The following is a 15,746-nucleotide window of genomic DNA, read 5'->3' as shown; positions in this document are numbered from 1 at the left end:
CATTACGGCAAACCATGCCCGCAAATCTGCTGATTGTTGAATCGCCGTCCAAGGCGAAAACGCTTAAGAAATACCTGGGGCCGGATTTTGAAATCCTGGCCTCCTACGGTCACGTCCGCGGCTTGGTGCGCAAAGATGGCTCGGTGGATACCGAGCACGACTTCAAAATGAAGTATCAGATCATCGACAAGAACAAAAAGCATGTCGATGCCATCTGTGCCGCCGTAAAAGACGCCCAACACGTGTTTCTGGCAACTGACCCGGACCGCGAAGGTGAAGCGATTTCCTGGCATATCATGGAAATTCTGAAAGATAAAAAGCTGACCGGCAAAGACCGCACCTTCAAACGCGTGGTGTTCCACGAGATTACCGAAGCTGCCGTGACCAACGCCGTGGCCAATCCGCGTGATATCGACAACGACATGGTCGATGCGCAGCAAGCCCGTAGCGCGCTGGATTACCTGGTGGGTTTCAACCTGTCGCCGTTGCTGTGGCGCAAGGTGCGTTCCGGCTTGTCCGCTGGCCGCGTGCAGAGCCCGGCATTGCGTTTGATTTGCGAACGCGAACTGGAAATCCGCGCCTTCACCGCCCAGGAATACTGGACGATCCATCTGGACAGCCACAAGGCCAAGACCAAGTTCGGCGCCCGACTGTCGCAATGGCAAGGTAAAAAGCTCGATCAGTTTGATATTCCCAACGAAGCGACCCAGGCCGACATCCTGAAAAGCCTGCAAGGCAAGGATGCCAAGGTCGCCAGCGTTGAGAAGAAAAAGAAATCACGCAGCCCGGCCGCGCCGTTCACCACGTCCACGCTGCAACAGGAAGCCGTGCGCAAGTTGGGCATGACGACCGACCGCGCCATGCGTACCGCGCAGCAATTGTATGAAGGTGTCGACGTCGGTCAGGGTACGGTCGGTTTGATCACCTATATGCGTACTGACTCGGTGAATCTGGCGAACGAAGCGCTGGACGAGATCCGTGCTTATATCGAATCCACCTTCGATAAAGACTATCTGCCCAACGCGCCGGTGACGTACAAGAACAAAGCCAAGAACGCGCAAGAGGCCCACGAAGCGGTGCGCCCGACCTCCATCCTGCGCACGCCGGATGCGGTCAAGCCGTACCTGTCGGCTGACCAGTTCAAGCTGTATCAGATGATCTGGAAGCGCACGCTGGCTTGTCAGATGACCCCGGCGCGTTTTGACACCGTGGGTATCGACATTCAGGTCGGCCCGGATGCCGTATTCCGCGCTTCTGGTCAGACGCTGGTATTCCCCGGCTTTATCGCCGTGTACCAGGAAGATCAGGACGACGTTGAAGACGACGCGGAAGACGAAGCCCGTCTGCCCGCGCTGGAAGAAGGCGAAGAACTGCCAGTCGACAAACTGGCTGGCGAGCAACACTTTACCCAACCGCCACCGCGCTATTCGGAAGCCAGTCTGGTCAAGTCGCTGGAAGAGTTCGGCATTGGTCGTCCGTCTACCTATGCCTCGATCATCAAGACGCTGAAAGACCGCGAATACGTTGATCTGGATAAAAAGCGTTTTATTCCGACTGACACTGGCGAAGTGGTGAACAAGTTCCTCACTGATCACTTCACCCAATATGTGGATTACAACTTCACCGCCAAGCTGGAAGACCAGCTGGATGAAATCTCCAACGGTACGCGTCAATGGGTGCCGGTGCTGGATGAATTCTGGAAGCGCTTCCACGAAACCGTGGTGGAAAAGCAATCGCTGTCGCGCAAGGAAGTCACCCAGGAAGAACTGGATGAAGCCTGCCCGAAATGCGGTAACAAGCTGGCGATTCGTCTGGGCAAACGTGGCCGTTTCATTGGCTGCACCACTTATCCGGAATGCGATTACACCCGCAATCTGAATGACGATGCCGACGCTGCGCCGGTTGAGCCGGAAGTGGTCGAAGGGCGCGTGTGTCCGGAAGATGGCGGTCAGTTGCTGATCAAGGTCGGCCGTTACGGCAAGTTCATTGGTTGCGCCAACTACCCGAAGTGCAAGCACATCGAGCCGCTGGAAAAGCCGAAAGACACCGGCGTGGAATGTCCGGAATGCCATAAAGGCACGTTGACCGAGAAAAAGAGCCGCTACGGCAAGCTGTTTTACTCATGCTCGACCTACCCGAAATGCACGTATGCAACGTGGAATCCGCCGATCGCCGAGGCTTGCCCCAAGTGCAACTGGCCGGTGCTGACGCTTAAGACCACCAAGCGTCGCGGTCTGGAAAAGGTCTGCCCGCAAAAAGAGTGTGGCTTTACCGAACAGATCACCCCGCCAGAGGCCATGCCCAAAGCGGAAGATTGACGGCCAGGCTGAACCACGCCAGACTCCCGAAAATATTGTTGATACTTACAAGAACCGGCCCCCGCTCTTTGCGGCGGCCGGTTTTCTCTTGAGATTGCATAGAGTTGATTGATGGTTAAACCGGAACAGCCGGATTGCGAAACATTGGCAGTCATCGCGCACAGCGATATCGGCTTGTATCAGACGTACTTTGCTGCCCTTGAGGGCGTGGTGGCGCAGCTGCAGGCGCCTGATCACTCCGCAGGTCTGGCAGGCGCGCTGCAACAACTCGGCCACGTTTCGCGGGCGAGTCTGGTCAGTCTGTACCTCAATCCGTCGACGCAAACTGATCTCGCCCGCCTGGTCTCGGTCTGGCGCGACAAGGTCTGTCGCATTGCACCGGTAACCCCGGACTATCTGCGCAGCATTGATTACGCGGCTTTTCCGTTTCTGACCAAGACCCTTGAAACGGGCAAATTACTGAATACTGCGTTGCCGGAACTGCCGCTGGCGGAGCAAATGTGGCTGGCGCAACTGGGCGCACGACGCCTGCTGAGTATTCCGCTACTCGATCACGGCATGCTGTTCGGGTTTCTGTGCTTTCTGGATGAAGACGAATCGCTGCAGCGCGGCAGCACCGAGCTACAGCTGCTCGCCATGCTCGGCACCCATATTGCCCAGGCATTGGTGCGGCGACAGCTGGAAGGGGCCTTGCAAGGCAGCCAGCAGCGTTTGCAAGCGCTGGTTGGGGCCACCGGCGACATGGTATTTGAATTATCGCCCGATGGCTTGATCGGCACCGCATGGGCCAGCCATCCCGCCTTGCCCGGTACGCACGCCCTGACTGGACGTTCGTTAGCCGAGGCGCTGCCCGCCAATCTGGCGAGCCAGTTGACCAAAGCGGTGCCCGTCGCACTGCTGACCCGACGCAGCCAGGCATTCAACTGTACCGTGCCAGCCAGCAATGGCCTCGCATGGCTACGGGTGCGAGTACAGCCGGTCAGCGTCGATGAGCCGGGCGTGGTGGTGCTGGTGCACGATATCTCCGGCCTGATGCAAGACACCGCCAAGCGCCAGACTCTGCTGGATACGCTCAATCTGCTGGAAGAAGCCATTGTCGATCTCGCTCCCGCTGGCGAATTGCTAGAAAGCAGCTCGGCGTGGGCCAGATTGCGGGGCGTTGATCTGCGCGAAGCCTTGCGTGACGTGGGCAAGAGTCTGTTTACCTGGATTTTCCCGGATGATGCGCCGCAAGTCGCCCAAACGCTGACACTGTTGCTGCAAACGCACGCTGAAACCGCGCATGTGCGTTTTCGGCTGATGCAACAGAGCGGCGACTTCCTGTGGGTTGAGGCCCGCTTGCTGGCCCGTTTTAACGAAGATAACCAGTTGCAAGCGATTCGCGCCGTTTTGCGCGACGTGACCGTGGCGCATGTCAGCGAAGAGCATCTGACGCAACTGGCCCTGTACGACGGCCTGACCAAGCTGCCCAACCGCTTGATGCTGGATGACCAACTGGCCAGCGCCATTGAACGTGCCCGCCGCAACAACACCAAAGTGGCGCTGGGCTTTCTGGATCTGGATCAGTTCAAACAGATCAACGACGCCTTTGGCCATCGCACTGGTGACCAATTGCTGGTGGGTTTGGCGCAGCAGCTGCAAAGCGTGTTGGGCGAACACGATGTCCTGGCGCGTTGGGGAGGCGACGAGTTTGTGGTGTTGATGCCGGATGTGGTGGACACCAACGAGTTGAAAGAACGTGCAGAAAGCCTGCGCAGCATTACCCGCCAAGGCCTGGCGCTGGATGGTCTGGACGCCCGGCCAACGGTGAGCGCAGGCTTTGCCATCTTCCCGGACAACGCCACGTGTGGCGAAGATCTGCTGTCCGCCGCTGACCACACCATGCATCACGCCAAGCATGTTGGTCGCAACACGGTCTGTTTCTACGGCGATTTGCTGCATGTGAAATCGCTGGGTCGCGAACACGTCGCGATTCAGGCACGGCTGGCCGATGCCATTCGCCAGAACAAGCTGCAAGTTTACTATCAGCCCATCGTGCGGGCTCGTGATGGCGAAGTGTTTGCCGTTGAAGCCCTGGCGCGCTGGCAAGATGAAAAGAACGGCTGGATCAGCCCGGAATTGTTTATCCCGATGGCCGAGAAAGTTGGCTTGATCCAGGAGTTGTCCGACCGTGTGGCCGGGCTGGCGTTTGCCAAGCTGCGCGAATGGCGTGACGCCGGTTTGGCCCAGCGACTGATGCTCAATATCTCGCGCAGCCAGTTGTTTGCACCGGAGTTTGTCTCCGGCATGCTCGACAAGCTCTCCCAATATCGTCTGCGCCCGGAAGACGTAATTCTGGAAATCACCGAATCGGTGGCGGTGACCGACTACTCGCGCCAGCTCAAGCATTTGCGGCAGCTGGCAGCGGCCGGTTTCCAGCTGGCCATCGATGATTTCGGCACCGGTTATTCATCGCTGTCGCAGTTGCACGAAATGCCCGCCACCATCATCAAGGTGGATGTGTCGTTCGCCCAGCGACTGAACACCGAGGAAGGCCGCCGGGTGATGCAGGCCATCGTCCAGCTGGCGCAGGGTTTGCAAATGCAGACCATCATCGAAGGCGTCGAATCAGTAGAAACCGCCCGTTTCCTGCAAGGCATGGGCGTGGATTATCTGCAGGGCTTTCACTTCAGCGAGCCGGTGCCGTGCGGCGTCGCCGAGTTGTGGATGCGACTGGGGCTGGGAAACAAGGCCTGACGTCCGGCCTGGCCTTGTTCTTCATGCCAGGATCACCCCGTAATCCATCGGCGCATCAGCTATACAACGCAGGCACCTTGCCACTGCGGATGCGCTCACTGATGTCGCGCAGTGTTGCGGGTGTAGAGCGACCGACAAGCATGTAACTGATATTGCCGGAGCGCCAGGTCACCACGCTCAGGTTCTCGTCCATTCTTTGTTGCATGGCCTTGTCTGGCCGAATGTCAGGCGCGGCGCAAAGCGCAACCGGATCACCACTCGCGGGCATATACACCATCTGCACCACCGGCTTGTCGCCGTAGCGCAGACGCTGCACGCGTTTGAATTCCAGATTCGCGCTCTGCAAATCAGGAATGACAATCGGCATGCGGTCCTGGGTTTGGATATCTGCAAGCGTGCGTGCCGACAGCGCCGCGTTGTCATGGACTTGCACCAGCGTGTCGCGCACGTACATTTCCTGATATTGCGTCACCGCCGTAATCCAGGGCGACTCGGCCTCTTCGGTGCTTTCCCAGAAGCGCATGCCGCCCAAAGTGCACCCCACGCCAGCGACGAACGCCATGGCAATCCATACACCCTGCCAACGCGAAGGCTGGCGACCGCCGAGCGGTGGCATGGGTGTGGCGCGGTCACGGCTGGCTTCAGTCAGCACGGCAATGCTGGCCGCCAGCCGGGCGGGGATTTCCGGTTGATGCTGGTGTTCGAATGCCTCGCGGTAGGGCAATTGCGAAACAGCCATCGCCGCGGCCTGGGCCTGGGCTTCGGGCGAACGCGCGACCAGATCAGCCACTTCGGCGGCCTCGTGTGATGAAAGCTCGCCATCGACCCACGCCATGAGCAGTGTTTCGTTCAAGATCATGGCCGTATCTCCCCCTTGGACTGGCGTTGTGGCCGGCTAATGGTAAACAACTCGCCCAGAGTGAGTCGGGCGCGGGCTAACCGGCTCATCACGGTACCGATGGGGATATCCAGAGCTTGTGCTGCCTCGCGGTAACTCAGGCCTTCTACGGCAACCAGCAGCATGACCACGCGCTGCGCGTCTGGCAGCGCGCTGACGGCGGCGATGATTTGCCGATGCAGCAATTCGTTTTCCGGATCGCTGGCTTTGGGGTCGGGCAGGTTATCGAAGAACTCGTCTTGGTAGTCGGCGGCATTGGCGGTGCGGACCTTGCGGGCGCGCACTTCGCTGATCCACACCGAATACATGATGGAAAACAACCAGCTCAACGGTGAGGTGCCGTCCTGCAACTGATGTGGTCGCTCCAGTGCCCGCACGCAGGCACGCTGGACCAGGTCCTCCGCATCATGGCGATTAGCGGTCAGCCGCAACGCAAACCGCCACAAACGTGGCAGCAGCGCGGGTATCAGCTTTGATAAATCCTCGTCGAGCATCGGCAGTGGCCCCAAGGCGATATTTAACAAGGTATACCCATTAAAACGCGTGAACGCCGCGCTTATTCCCGCCGCAATGAAAAATTTCAGGGAATAAACCGGCAACCCAAAACGTTTAACCAGACAACAGCTGCGGTTGGTCCGAACGGAACGACTGCGCGGTCAGTTTTGGTCGCCGGTAAATCGTTGAAGCTGCTGCAGTTTGCTTTGGAAAAGGAGAGCCAGCATGAAATTGAAAGCAAAATACGCAGTCGGGATCGCGGGATTATTGTGCTCACTATTGGTCATGGCATCTGGCGGGGGTGGCGGCAGTGGTGGAATGGGCGGTGGTAGCAGTAGCGGTCAGCATGGGAGAGTGGACTGGGATGCAGCCATGACAGCCAAAGTCAAAGTACAGCTGGATGCGCACGCCTGGGATGCGGCCCTTGAGTTGCTGGCCACAGCCAGAGCCAAAGAGCCCGATAACGCGGACTGGTGGAACTACACTGGCTATGCCCAGCGCAAGAGCGGGCATTTACCTGAAGCATTTACTGCCTATAAAGAGGCGCTGCGGCTGAATCCCAAGCACCTTGGTGCGCATGAATATCTGGGCGAAGCTTATCTGCAAAACAACCAGCCCGATCAGGCCCGTGAGCAACTGGCGCAATTGCAGGGCTTGTGTGGCAATTGCGAGCAATATCAGGACCTGAACGAGGCGGTACAAGACTACACGGCCAAACATCCGGGTTAAGTACTCATGCGCAGCTCCAGGCTCAAGCAGGGCGCCCGTAGGTGCCCTGTTCGGGCAGGCTCGTTTCAGGGCATCGCCAATTGCGGGCGGCCCGGATCGGGGCGCCGCCGTTGGCGCCACGCAAACGCAGCCATGCCAATGCCCAGCAATGCCCAGACCCCGGGCTCAGGCACAGGCTCAACTTGCAGATGATCCAGGAAAACCGGCGTTGTGCTGGCAAAAACATAAATATTGGCACCGTCTTCCGGGTACGGCAGCGACAAAAACACCCAAGGTGATCGTCCAGGCCTGACCGCTGGCACTACAACATTGGCATACCAGAACGAGGTGAGGCCGACGTTATCACCGGCGGTATCAAATGCATTGATATTGAGGATTGTGCCTCCCGGCGCGTCGGGCGCATAAACCCGGACATTGGCGAGCGCGAAGGGGGCGCCGCCGTTACCGGCAATCGCGTTCGACAGCGGAGAGAGAATGTCCATTTGGTAATTTGGGTCGATATAAAGGGCCGTGGTGCCGGACCAGGCAGGTGCCACCGGCGTGCCGTTGAATGATCCGAACGCCAGATCGGTATATTCATCGCTCTCCAGGTTGTAGCCGTCGATCAATAGATCGGTTGTGTCGTAATCCGTATGGGAAGGTGAACTGACCATGGCAGGCGTGATCGGGACTTGATCAAAGTCCAGTAACGTAGCCATACATGGGGTGGACAACCCCACCAGAACCAAAGCCAGCGCCGCAGAAGGCAACAGTGTCATCACGTACTCCTTGATTTGCAAGGGAGAACCGGTTGTTGCGGGTGGTATTTGATGGTGCACTGCGATTGTTGAACTAGTTTACTGAGTAGCGTCAATCCACGGAAACATGACAGACGCATGGTCGGCACCGCTGTCCCCACTCGACGGGCCCGGACAACGCAAAGCGCGGCAGTGCAGGCTGGCGCGAACGCATCCGTCTTGGCTTGGCCTGGGATACGTGGCCCAAGTCGGGCGCCCACAAAAACAAAGAGCCCGGCTAAGCCGGGCTCCTCATTTTGGCTAGCCTCATACAGAGGCCAATCAAGTTTCAGGCGATTAGAAATCCATACCGCCCATGCCACCCATGCCGCCGCCTGGCATTGCAGGAGCGTCATCCTTCGGCAGTTCGGCAACCATTGCATCGGTAGTCAACAGCAGACCAGCGATCGATGCAGCGTGTTGCAGAGCCGAACGAGTTACCTTGGCTGGGTCCAGCACGCCGATGGCAACCAGATCACCGTATTCGCCGGTAGCAGCGTTGTAACCGAAGTTACCAGTGCCTTCCACCACGCGATTCACAACTACAGATGGCTCGTCGCCAGCGTTGGCAACGATTTGACGCAGCGGTGCTTCGATGGCTTTCAGTACGATCTTGATACCAGCGTCTTGATCAGCGTTGGAGCCTTTCAGTTCGCCCAGGTTGGCACGAGCACGCAGCAGCGCAACGCCGCCGCCTGGCACAATGCCTTCTTCCACTGCAGCGCGGGTAGCGTGCAGGGCATCTTCAACGCGGGCTTTCTTTTCTTTCATTTCGACTTCGGTCGCAGCGCCAACCTTGATCACTGCCACGCCACCGGCCAGCTTGGCCACGCGTTCTTGCAGTTTTTCACGGTCGTAGTCGCTGGTCGCTTCTTCGATCTGGCTGCGGATCTGGCCAACACGTGCCTTGATGGATTCTTCCTGACCTGCGCCGTCGATGATGGTGGTGTTTTCTTTACCCACTTCGATGCGCTTGGCTTGGCCCAGTTCTGCCAGAGTGGCTTTTTCCAGGGTCAGGCCAACTTCTTCAGCGATAACAGTACCGCCAGTCAGGATCGCGATGTCTTCCAGCATGGCTTTACGACGATCGCCAAAGCCAGGAGCCTTCACGGCCACAGTCTTCAGAATGCCGCGGATGTTGTTCACAACCAGGGTAGCCAGCGCTTCGCCATCGACATCTTCAGCGATGATCAGCAGCGGACGGCCCGACTTGGCGACTTGTTCCAGTACCGGCAGCAGATCACGGATGTTGCTGATCTTCTTGTCGAACAGCAGAACATACGGGTTATCCAGCAGCGCGATTTGCTTTTCCGGATTGTTGATGAAGTACGGGGACAGATAGCCGCGGTCGAACTGCATGCCTTCAACTACGTCCAGTTCGTCTTCCAGGCCAGTACCATCTTCAATGGTGATCACGCCTTCTTTACCAACCTTGTCCATCGCTTCAGCGATCTTGGCGCCAACGATTTCATCGCTGTTAGCCGAAATCGAACCGACTTGGGCGATTTCTTTAGAGGTGGTGGTTGGCTTGGCAATCTTCTTCAGCTCGGCAACCAGGGCGATCACAGCCTTGTCGATACCGCGCTTCAGATCAGTCGGGTTGAAACCGGCTGCAACATACTTCAGGCCTTCGTTCACGATGCCTTGAGCCAGCACGGTAGCGGTAGTGGTACCGTCACCAGCGATATCGGAAGTCTTGGAGGCAACTTCTTTAACCAGTTGCGCGCCCATGTTTTCGAACTTGTCTTTCAGCTCGATTTCTTTGGCAACCGACACACCGTCTTTGGTGATGGTTGGCGCGCCAAAGCTGCGTTCCAGCACAACGTTGCGACCCTTAGGGCCCAGAGTCACCTTGACCGCATCGGCCAGGATGTTAACGCCAGCGACCATGCGCGAACGGGCGGAATCACCGAATTTGACTTCTTTTGCTGCCATTGTTCTTTACTCCTGAAATCTTGAATGAGTGTGACTGCACAAATTGCCGGGGCAATTACGCTTCGAGCACACCGAAGATGTCTTCTTCGCGGACAACCAGCAGTTCTTCGCCGTTTACTTTGACGGACTGGCCGCTGTACTTGCCCAGGATAACCTTATCGCCAACCTTGACCGACAGGGCGCGCACTTCGCCGTTGTCCAGCACTTTGCCAGTGCCGATTGCAACCACTTCACCCAGATCCGGCTTTTCAGCAGCGGCGCCTGGCAATACGATACCGGATGCGGTTTTTTCTTCGGCTTCAACACGCTTGATGACTACGCGGTCATGCAAGGGACGGATCTTCATCATTCTTTCTCCTGAGAAAACATGCCTGAATGTTCTGGGGCCATCGGACTGGCCGAGCCCGTTAGCACTCTGGGCTAACGAGTGCCAATAATAGGGACGCAAAGGCTGTTTTTCAAGGGGAACCGCGTTAATTTTGTGTGTCGTTGTAATCGTGACTGACGAAACTCAGGAGGTTGAACGTGCTGTCCGGACTAATGCGTGTTGAGACGCCAAAAGCAGCCGGAACGCCTACTGTCCGGCAACAGGTTGGCCAAGTAATTGCGGGCCTTTGCCCCTTTATAGGATTTATTGCCCGGCAGGAACGGCAGCAGTTATGTTGTAGTCGTTGGGCGCATCAGCGTGGTGTGCAGCTACGCCAAATACAGCCGGGCAAGCCGAACCAGAACGCGTACGTCGAATCATTCAATGGCCGGTTTCGTGATGAAGGTCTGAATGAACATTGGTTTACCAGTCTGGCGCATGCCCGGGTGCTGATTGAAACCTGGCGGCGGGAATACAACGAGGAAAGACCCAAGAAATCGCCGGGCGACCTGACGCCGTCCGCGCATGCCAGGCAACTGGCGGCAAAGTCGGTTAAATTAACCCCGGACTCTGAAGCTGTGTACTGCTGAAACCGGGCTGACGTCGGGCAAACCCCTCCCAATCAATCCAGTCAGGAAGAGGTTTGCGCCTGAAGTTTAAACCGAGCGTTCCGGTTAAGGCCTGGAACCAGATCAGAACTGGTAGCCTGCGCCCACAGAGGCACCCGAGTTACCACGTGAGGAAGAATTGCCAGTCGCCTTGATCACCCACTTGCCGTTGTCGGTAATGGTCGACAAGCCCACGGACAGCGCGCTCTCACCCTTCCAGGTGGCCCCGCCCAAGGCCATCATACTGGCGCCCGGGCGATATGCCTGCGGCAGACCCGCAGTGGCCATGGCTGCAGCAACACCGGCACTCATCTTGTGATCCAGGTTCACGATATCGCCCTGGATGCTCTTGATGTCGTTGCTCAGGGTAGTGACGTTGTTGTTCGTTGCGTTCAGTTGCGAACCATTCACCGCGTCAGTCGACGTTGCGCTGACTTCACCTGGGGCCACGTTGATGATCGTGCGCTCGTTACCGGCAGTACTCACAGACACCACATTGCTGCGGCCACCGTCGTTGGAGCCGCTACCCAGCGCCACAGAGTTATCCCCTGAACTCACTGCGTTGTTGCCAATTGCAGTGCTCTTATTGCCAGTTGCCTTGGCTTTGTTGCCCATGGCCGTGCTGTCAGAGCCCGTAGCTTGCGCGTTGTCACCCACGGCATTGGCGTTGTCACCTGACGCAATCGCGTTGGAACCACCTGCTACCGACTGCGCACCGGTCGCTTGCGCAGCCAATGTGTTGTAGTCATTGCTGACCTGGAACATGTTGTTGCCACCCACATCCGAACTTGGATTGGTGCCGTAGGAGATGTTCTGCAACGCCGCGTTCAATTGGGCTACGTTTACCGCGTCCGTCCCCGAGCTACCTGCGGCCACGTTAGTAATCTGGCGTTCCGCCCCCGCCGAGCCGACCGACACCTCGCCCACCGCATTCTGATTGGCAAGATTGCCAGTGCCATCGGTGTAGCCTGTCGTTGCCCCACGGCTAGCGCTCGAGCCCGCCCCCAGCGCAACGCTGTTGTCGGCAGAGGTCACTGCCCCCACACCGATGGCTACGGCATCCTGACCAATCGCCACGCTATCGGCACCCGTCGAATTGGCATGAAAATACCTGGAACTAACGCCGTTGGTGATGTTATTGACCGTATTGGCCAGGTTGGTCACGTTATTGTTGGTTTCGGTCAGTTGCGAGAAGTTGACTGCATCGCTGGGGGCCGAACCGTTTGCTACATTGGTGATCCTGGTGCCGCCGGTCTTGGTTACCGAGTTGTAGGTATCGCCACCCAAAGTGATGCTGTTGAAGTTAACAGTGCCATCTTCATTGGTGTCGTACTTCACCGAGCCCTGACCAAGGTTATCGATATTGGAGTTGATGCTTTCAACCGCCTGGTTGGTAGCAAACAACTGCGAACCGTTCACGGCATCGGTACTGTCCGGGTTCAGACGGCCAGCCGCCACGTTGGTAATGGTGCGTTCGTTGCCAACGGTTCCCACGCTGACGGTGCTGGTGGGCGACGTACCGGCAAATGAGTAGTTATGCCCGCGCAGAGTCACGCCGGTCGTCGCGACCGTTGTATCCGTCACGGAGCCGGCACCCAGCGCCACATCATTGGGATTGTACGCCAGGCTAAATGAACCCAGAGCGGCTGCGTTGTCTGCGAAGAAGGCTACAGTCGCCCCGGCACCGACACTTACGGCGCTATCAGCGTAAGCGCCACTGTCTCGACCGATGCTGGTCGCGCCAGCGAATGCGTTAGCGCGAGCCCCCACGGCGGTGGCGTTTGCGTCGTTCGCACGCGCCCAAACCCCAACCGCAGTCGATTCATCACCCGTCGCGTAGGTATTCGAACCAATAGCAACACTGGACATACCAGACCATGTTTCTTGACCAATACTAATGCCACCTCCCGCAGAATGTGCGTATTGACCAATCGCGATAGCGTCACTGTCTGAGGCAATGGAATTGCGACCTAACGCAATGCTATTTGCGCCGGATGCAGTCGCGTTTGTTCCCATTGCAATACTGTCGGAAGCCCCGGCCTGGGCACCCATACCTGCCGCCAAGGCGTTTTCTGCGCTGGCGTTCGCCTGAGCCCCAATCGCAGTTGAACCCACAGCAGTGGCTTGTGCGAGATCGCCGAGCGCTGTGGACATGCCATCTTCGTCCGTCGTGGTTTGCGCACCTGTGCCTATTGCAGTATTGGATTCAATGCCATTATCAGTCGCAGCAGTCTGCAGATAAGCAGTCCCGCCATTGCGCACGATGCCTGGATCGACAATCCAGGCTTCTGCCTCACCTGCCGAGATTGCGCCCATACCGGCCATCAAAAGCAAGGCCAGCATTTTTCTTGGGTTTGTACTCTTCCCACGATCACGGGCAATTTCTGCGGCAGCAGTCCAGGTTTGTGTCATTTCGTTCCAGACTAACCGGTAAATTTTATTCATGATGCGTGTCCATGTTAATTAATAAAAAAGAGAAATTTTTATTGGGAATTACGATCAAGTTTTAAATTAATTGAGCATTTAATGTAATAGCGCTTTGCAATTTGAGGTTTATTGTATTTGTCAAAACGAGGGGTGAGTATCGCTCTGGAATTAATGCGGAATGAGGCATTACTCACTTGTTCGTAAGTAAATACTTAAGGATTGATATGGGTAGTCAAGGTGGGGGACGAAAACACCCCTAACTGAAATTTCAGGCAAAGTACTAAAGAAGAAGGCACGCCGTTGCCAGTTGATAGGCCCGATATTTGCCGGGGACATGGCATCAAATAGTCGAACGACGGCCTGGGTGATTTTTATTGCTGCTAGTTGAGCGCAAGTCCGTCCGCTCGTACGTCGGGCCAATCATCGACCCGCTACACAACATGCTGGGCGGCCTCCCGGCCAAACCGGAAAATGTCCGCTATCGAAGTTGCCCAGTCCCTGTCCGTCACGTTTGCGCCTGAGACGATCAAGCCAAAGCGAACCTGGTCAGAATCAGCAAACGCACGCCGCTTCTTGTTTTACTCAGACTTGCTCAGATTCGTCTTTGAAATCATGAATACAATCCGGGAAAAGTAAAAGAATGACTCCGTAATTACATCGCAAGGCCCCATTCTTGCTCAGAAAAAGTAGGGGTCGACTGCAGGCAAATCAGTCGTCCGCACAAAAAAACGTACGTCACCCCACTGACTCAGGAAACTCGCGTGCGTTGGCACGGGGAGAGGAAATCTCATGTTTAACCGGCAACTCAAAGCGCAGTTGAAAGAGCAAAGTCAGCACATTATTCAGCAAGACGCCATTGTGGCGACGCTGGATCGCTCCATGGCAGTGATTGAATTCAATGTCGATGGAACCGTCATCACCGCCAATGACAATTTTCTGAAAACCACCGGCTATTCGCTCGCGCAACTGCAGGGCCAACACCACCGCATTTTGTGTGAAGACGCCTATGCGCGTTCATCCGAATACGTCAATTTTTGGCGGCGGCTTGGCCAGGGTGAATTTTCATCCGGCCGCTTCCCGCGTGTGGCTCGCGATGGCCATATTATCTGGCTGGAAGCCACCTACAACCCGGTGTTCAATGAACACCGCCAGGTCACCAAAATAATCAAGTTCGCCCAGGACATTAGCGCGCAGATCAACCTGGAACAAATGCAGCGCAATATGCTGACTGCACTTGATCGCTCGATGGCCACCATTGAGTTCGGCCTGGATGGCGTGATCCTGGCCGCCAATGAGAACTTCCTTAAAGCCACTGGGTACCGGCTCGACGAAATCAAGGGCCAGCACCATCGCATATTCTGTGAGCCGGAATATCGCGGTAGCGTGGAGTACGCCGAATTCTGGCGCACGCTCAATCAAGGGCAATTCAAGTCCGGCCAATTCAAACGCGTAGCACGCGATGGCTCGGCAATCTGGATGGAAGCCACCTACAACCCGATCTTTGATGCCAATAACAAACCCTGCAAAGTCATCAAATTTGCCAATAACATTACCGAACGCATGCTGCACCAGGAAGCTGACGCACAAAACGCCCGCAAGGCATACGCAATCTCGGAAGAAACCGATGCCGTTGCCGAGCAGGGCAAGCAGGTGATCCAGAACGCGGCGCAGGAAATGCACAGTATCGCCGGCAACGTGCAAAATGCCTCGCGCATGATTGAAGATCTTGGCGAAAAATCTTTGCTGATCAGCAAAATTGTCAACACAATCAAGGAAATTGCTGATCAGACCAACCTGCTGGCACTGAACGCCGCCATTGAGGCTGCACGAGCGGGAGAGCAAGGACGCGGGTTTGCTGTGGTGGCCGACGAGGTACGCAAGCTGGCCGAGCGCACTGGACTATCGACCACCGAGATTTCAGGTATGACCAGCAAGATCCAGGAAGGCACGCGCATTGCAATCGAAAGCATGGAAGTGTGTGTCGACCAGGCCCGGGATGGCGTGACACTAGCCAATCAGGCTGGCGATGTGATCATCAAAATCAGCGAAAGCTCCAAACAGGTAGTCCATGTCATCGGGGCATTTTCTGCGGTCAAGTCAGCCGCGCTTTAGCCCAGGCCCGCGCAGACGCATTGTTAGCCGCGGGCAGATATGGCTCAGCGGAACTTCTTGGTCGCAACCGTGTTTGTGCAGCTGCCTTGTGTTTTAAGATTCAGACCTGTTCAATTTTTTCCAAAGCTGCGGCGATTCCCGAAAACCTCGTCATGCAATAACAAAAAAGATTGCGCCCTTTCTTGCCGCCTGCAGACATACCCGGTGGTCAAGCGGCATTCGCCGGCAGCCTTCGTCTATTCGCCTGTCACTGACCGGTGCGCTCATTGCCCGGTCCATATTCTCAAGATGGTTTTATGCGCTTTTTCCCTGCACGTTTTCGGCCTTTCATGAATTGGGCATTCT

Annotated in this window: 10 protein-coding genes and 1 pseudogene; 5 read left to right on the top strand and 6 right to left on the bottom strand. The window is 56.6% G+C overall.

What is annotated here, in order from left to right:
* The first annotated feature begins 14 nt into the window (after nt 1-14).
* Nucleotides 15-2,318, top strand: coding sequence for a type I DNA topoisomerase (gene topA, locus P4L78_RS08940; RefSeq protein ID WP_283147793.1), 2,304 nt, complete (start codon nt 15-17; stop codon nt 2,316-2,318).
* 111 nt (nt 2,319-2,429) lie between these two features.
* Nucleotides 2,430-5,054: an EAL domain-containing protein gene (locus P4L78_RS08935; RefSeq protein WP_309327688.1), complete on the top strand. Its 2,625-nt coding sequence runs from the start codon at nt 2,430-2,432 to the stop codon at nt 5,052-5,054.
* 55 nt (nt 5,055-5,109) lie between these two features.
* Here the strand turns inward: P4L78_RS08935 and P4L78_RS08930 are convergent, their stop codons facing one another.
* Nucleotides 5,110-5,913 carry a hypothetical protein gene (locus P4L78_RS08930; RefSeq protein WP_309327687.1) on the bottom strand — a complete coding sequence of 268 codons (804 nt, stop codon included), beginning with the start codon at nt 5,911-5,913 and terminating at the stop codon, nt 5,110-5,112.
* Nucleotides 5,910-6,476: an RNA polymerase sigma factor gene (locus P4L78_RS08925; RefSeq protein WP_309327686.1), complete on the bottom strand. Its 567-nt coding sequence runs from the start codon at nt 6,474-6,476 to the stop codon at nt 5,910-5,912. Before P4L78_RS08925 ends, P4L78_RS08930 begins: the two co-directional genes overlap by 4 nt.
* A 196-nt stretch (nt 6,477-6,672) precedes the next feature.
* Here P4L78_RS08925 and P4L78_RS08920 point away from each other — a divergent pair, with 196 nt between their 5' ends.
* Entirely contained in the window at nt 6,673-7,176 is a 504-nt protein-coding gene (locus P4L78_RS08920) for a tetratricopeptide repeat protein (RefSeq protein ID WP_283147797.1), read from the top strand.
* Nucleotides 7,177-7,241: 65 nt separating this feature from the next.
* Here the strand turns inward: P4L78_RS08920 and P4L78_RS08915 are convergent, their stop codons facing one another.
* The 3 genes from P4L78_RS08915 to P4L78_RS08905 all read right to left on the bottom strand — a co-directional run bounded on the left by P4L78_RS08915 (nt 7,242) and on the right by P4L78_RS08905 (nt 10,233).
* The gene (locus tag P4L78_RS08915) at nt 7,242-7,934 is read right to left on the bottom strand and encodes a PEP-CTERM sorting domain-containing protein (RefSeq protein WP_309327685.1); all 693 of its coding nucleotides are present in this window, start codon (nt 7,932-7,934) and stop codon (nt 7,242-7,244) included.
* Nucleotides 7,935-8,249: 315 nt separating this feature from the next.
* A complete protein-coding gene (groL, locus tag P4L78_RS08910) occupies nt 8,250-9,887 on the bottom strand; it encodes a chaperonin GroEL (protein WP_283147799.1) in 1,638 nt (545 codons plus the stop codon).
* A 55-nt stretch (nt 9,888-9,942) separates the two neighbouring features.
* Nucleotides 9,943-10,233 (bottom strand): co-chaperone GroES, encoded by a 291-nt coding sequence (locus P4L78_RS08905; protein ID WP_283151443.1) that lies wholly within the window; start codon nt 10,231-10,233, stop codon nt 9,943-9,945.
* A 326-nt stretch (nt 10,234-10,559) separates the two neighbouring features.
* Between P4L78_RS08905 and P4L78_RS08900 the strand changes: the two are divergent.
* Nucleotides 10,560-10,828: pseudogene (locus P4L78_RS08900) on the top strand (transposase); the annotation flags it as partial.
* A gap of 118 nt (nt 10,829-10,946) precedes the next feature.
* Here the strand turns inward: P4L78_RS08900 and P4L78_RS08895 are convergent.
* Nucleotides 10,947-13,307, bottom strand: coding sequence for a YadA-like family protein (locus tag P4L78_RS08895; protein ID WP_309327684.1), 2,361 nt, complete (start codon nt 13,305-13,307; stop codon nt 10,947-10,949).
* Nucleotides 13,308-14,078: 771 nt separating this feature from the next.
* On the opposite strand from P4L78_RS08895, the gene P4L78_RS08890 reads away from it, so the two are divergent.
* Complete coding sequence (locus tag P4L78_RS08890) at nt 14,079-15,401, top strand: PAS domain-containing methyl-accepting chemotaxis protein (protein WP_309327683.1); 1,323 nt, start codon at nt 14,079-14,081, stop codon at nt 15,399-15,401.
* Nucleotides 15,402-15,746 lie beyond the last annotated feature (345 nt).

The sequence above is a fragment of the Silvimonas sp. genome (assembly GCF_031291215.1).
Lineage (GTDB): Bacteria > Pseudomonadota > Gammaproteobacteria > Burkholderiales > Chitinibacteraceae > Silvimonas > Silvimonas soli.
This window is presented reverse-complemented; position numbering and strand designations above follow the sequence as displayed.

What these genes read in the sequence shown, in the direction of transcription:
- P4L78_RS08920 (WP_283147797.1), top strand. Translation starts at nt 6,673, where the DNA reads ATGAAATTGAAAGCAAAATACGCAGTCGGGATCGCGGGATTATTGTGC.
- P4L78_RS08915 (WP_309327685.1), bottom strand. Translation starts at nt 7,934, where the DNA reads ATGACACTGTTGCCTTCTGCGGCGCTGGCTTTGGTTCTGGTGGGGTTG.
- P4L78_RS08930 (WP_309327687.1), bottom strand. Translation starts at nt 5,913, where the DNA reads ATGATCTTGAACGAAACACTGCTCATGGCGTGGGTCGATGGCGAGCTT.
- P4L78_RS08905 (WP_283151443.1), bottom strand. Translation starts at nt 10,233, where the DNA reads ATGAAGATCCGTCCCTTGCATGACCGCGTAGTCATCAAGCGTGTTGAA.
- groL (WP_283147799.1), bottom strand. Translation starts at nt 9,887, where the DNA reads ATGGCAGCAAAAGAAGTCAAATTCGGTGATTCCGCCCGTTCGCGCATG.
- P4L78_RS08890 (WP_309327683.1), top strand. Translation starts at nt 14,079, where the DNA reads ATGTTTAACCGGCAACTCAAAGCGCAGTTGAAAGAGCAAAGTCAGCAC.
- P4L78_RS08895 (WP_309327684.1), bottom strand. Translation starts at nt 13,307, where the DNA reads ATGAATAAAATTTACCGGTTAGTCTGGAACGAAATGACACAAACCTGG.
- P4L78_RS08935 (WP_309327688.1), top strand. Translation starts at nt 2,430, where the DNA reads ATGGTTAAACCGGAACAGCCGGATTGCGAAACATTGGCAGTCATCGCG.
- topA (WP_283147793.1), top strand. Translation starts at nt 15, where the DNA reads ATGCCCGCAAATCTGCTGATTGTTGAATCGCCGTCCAAGGCGAAAACG.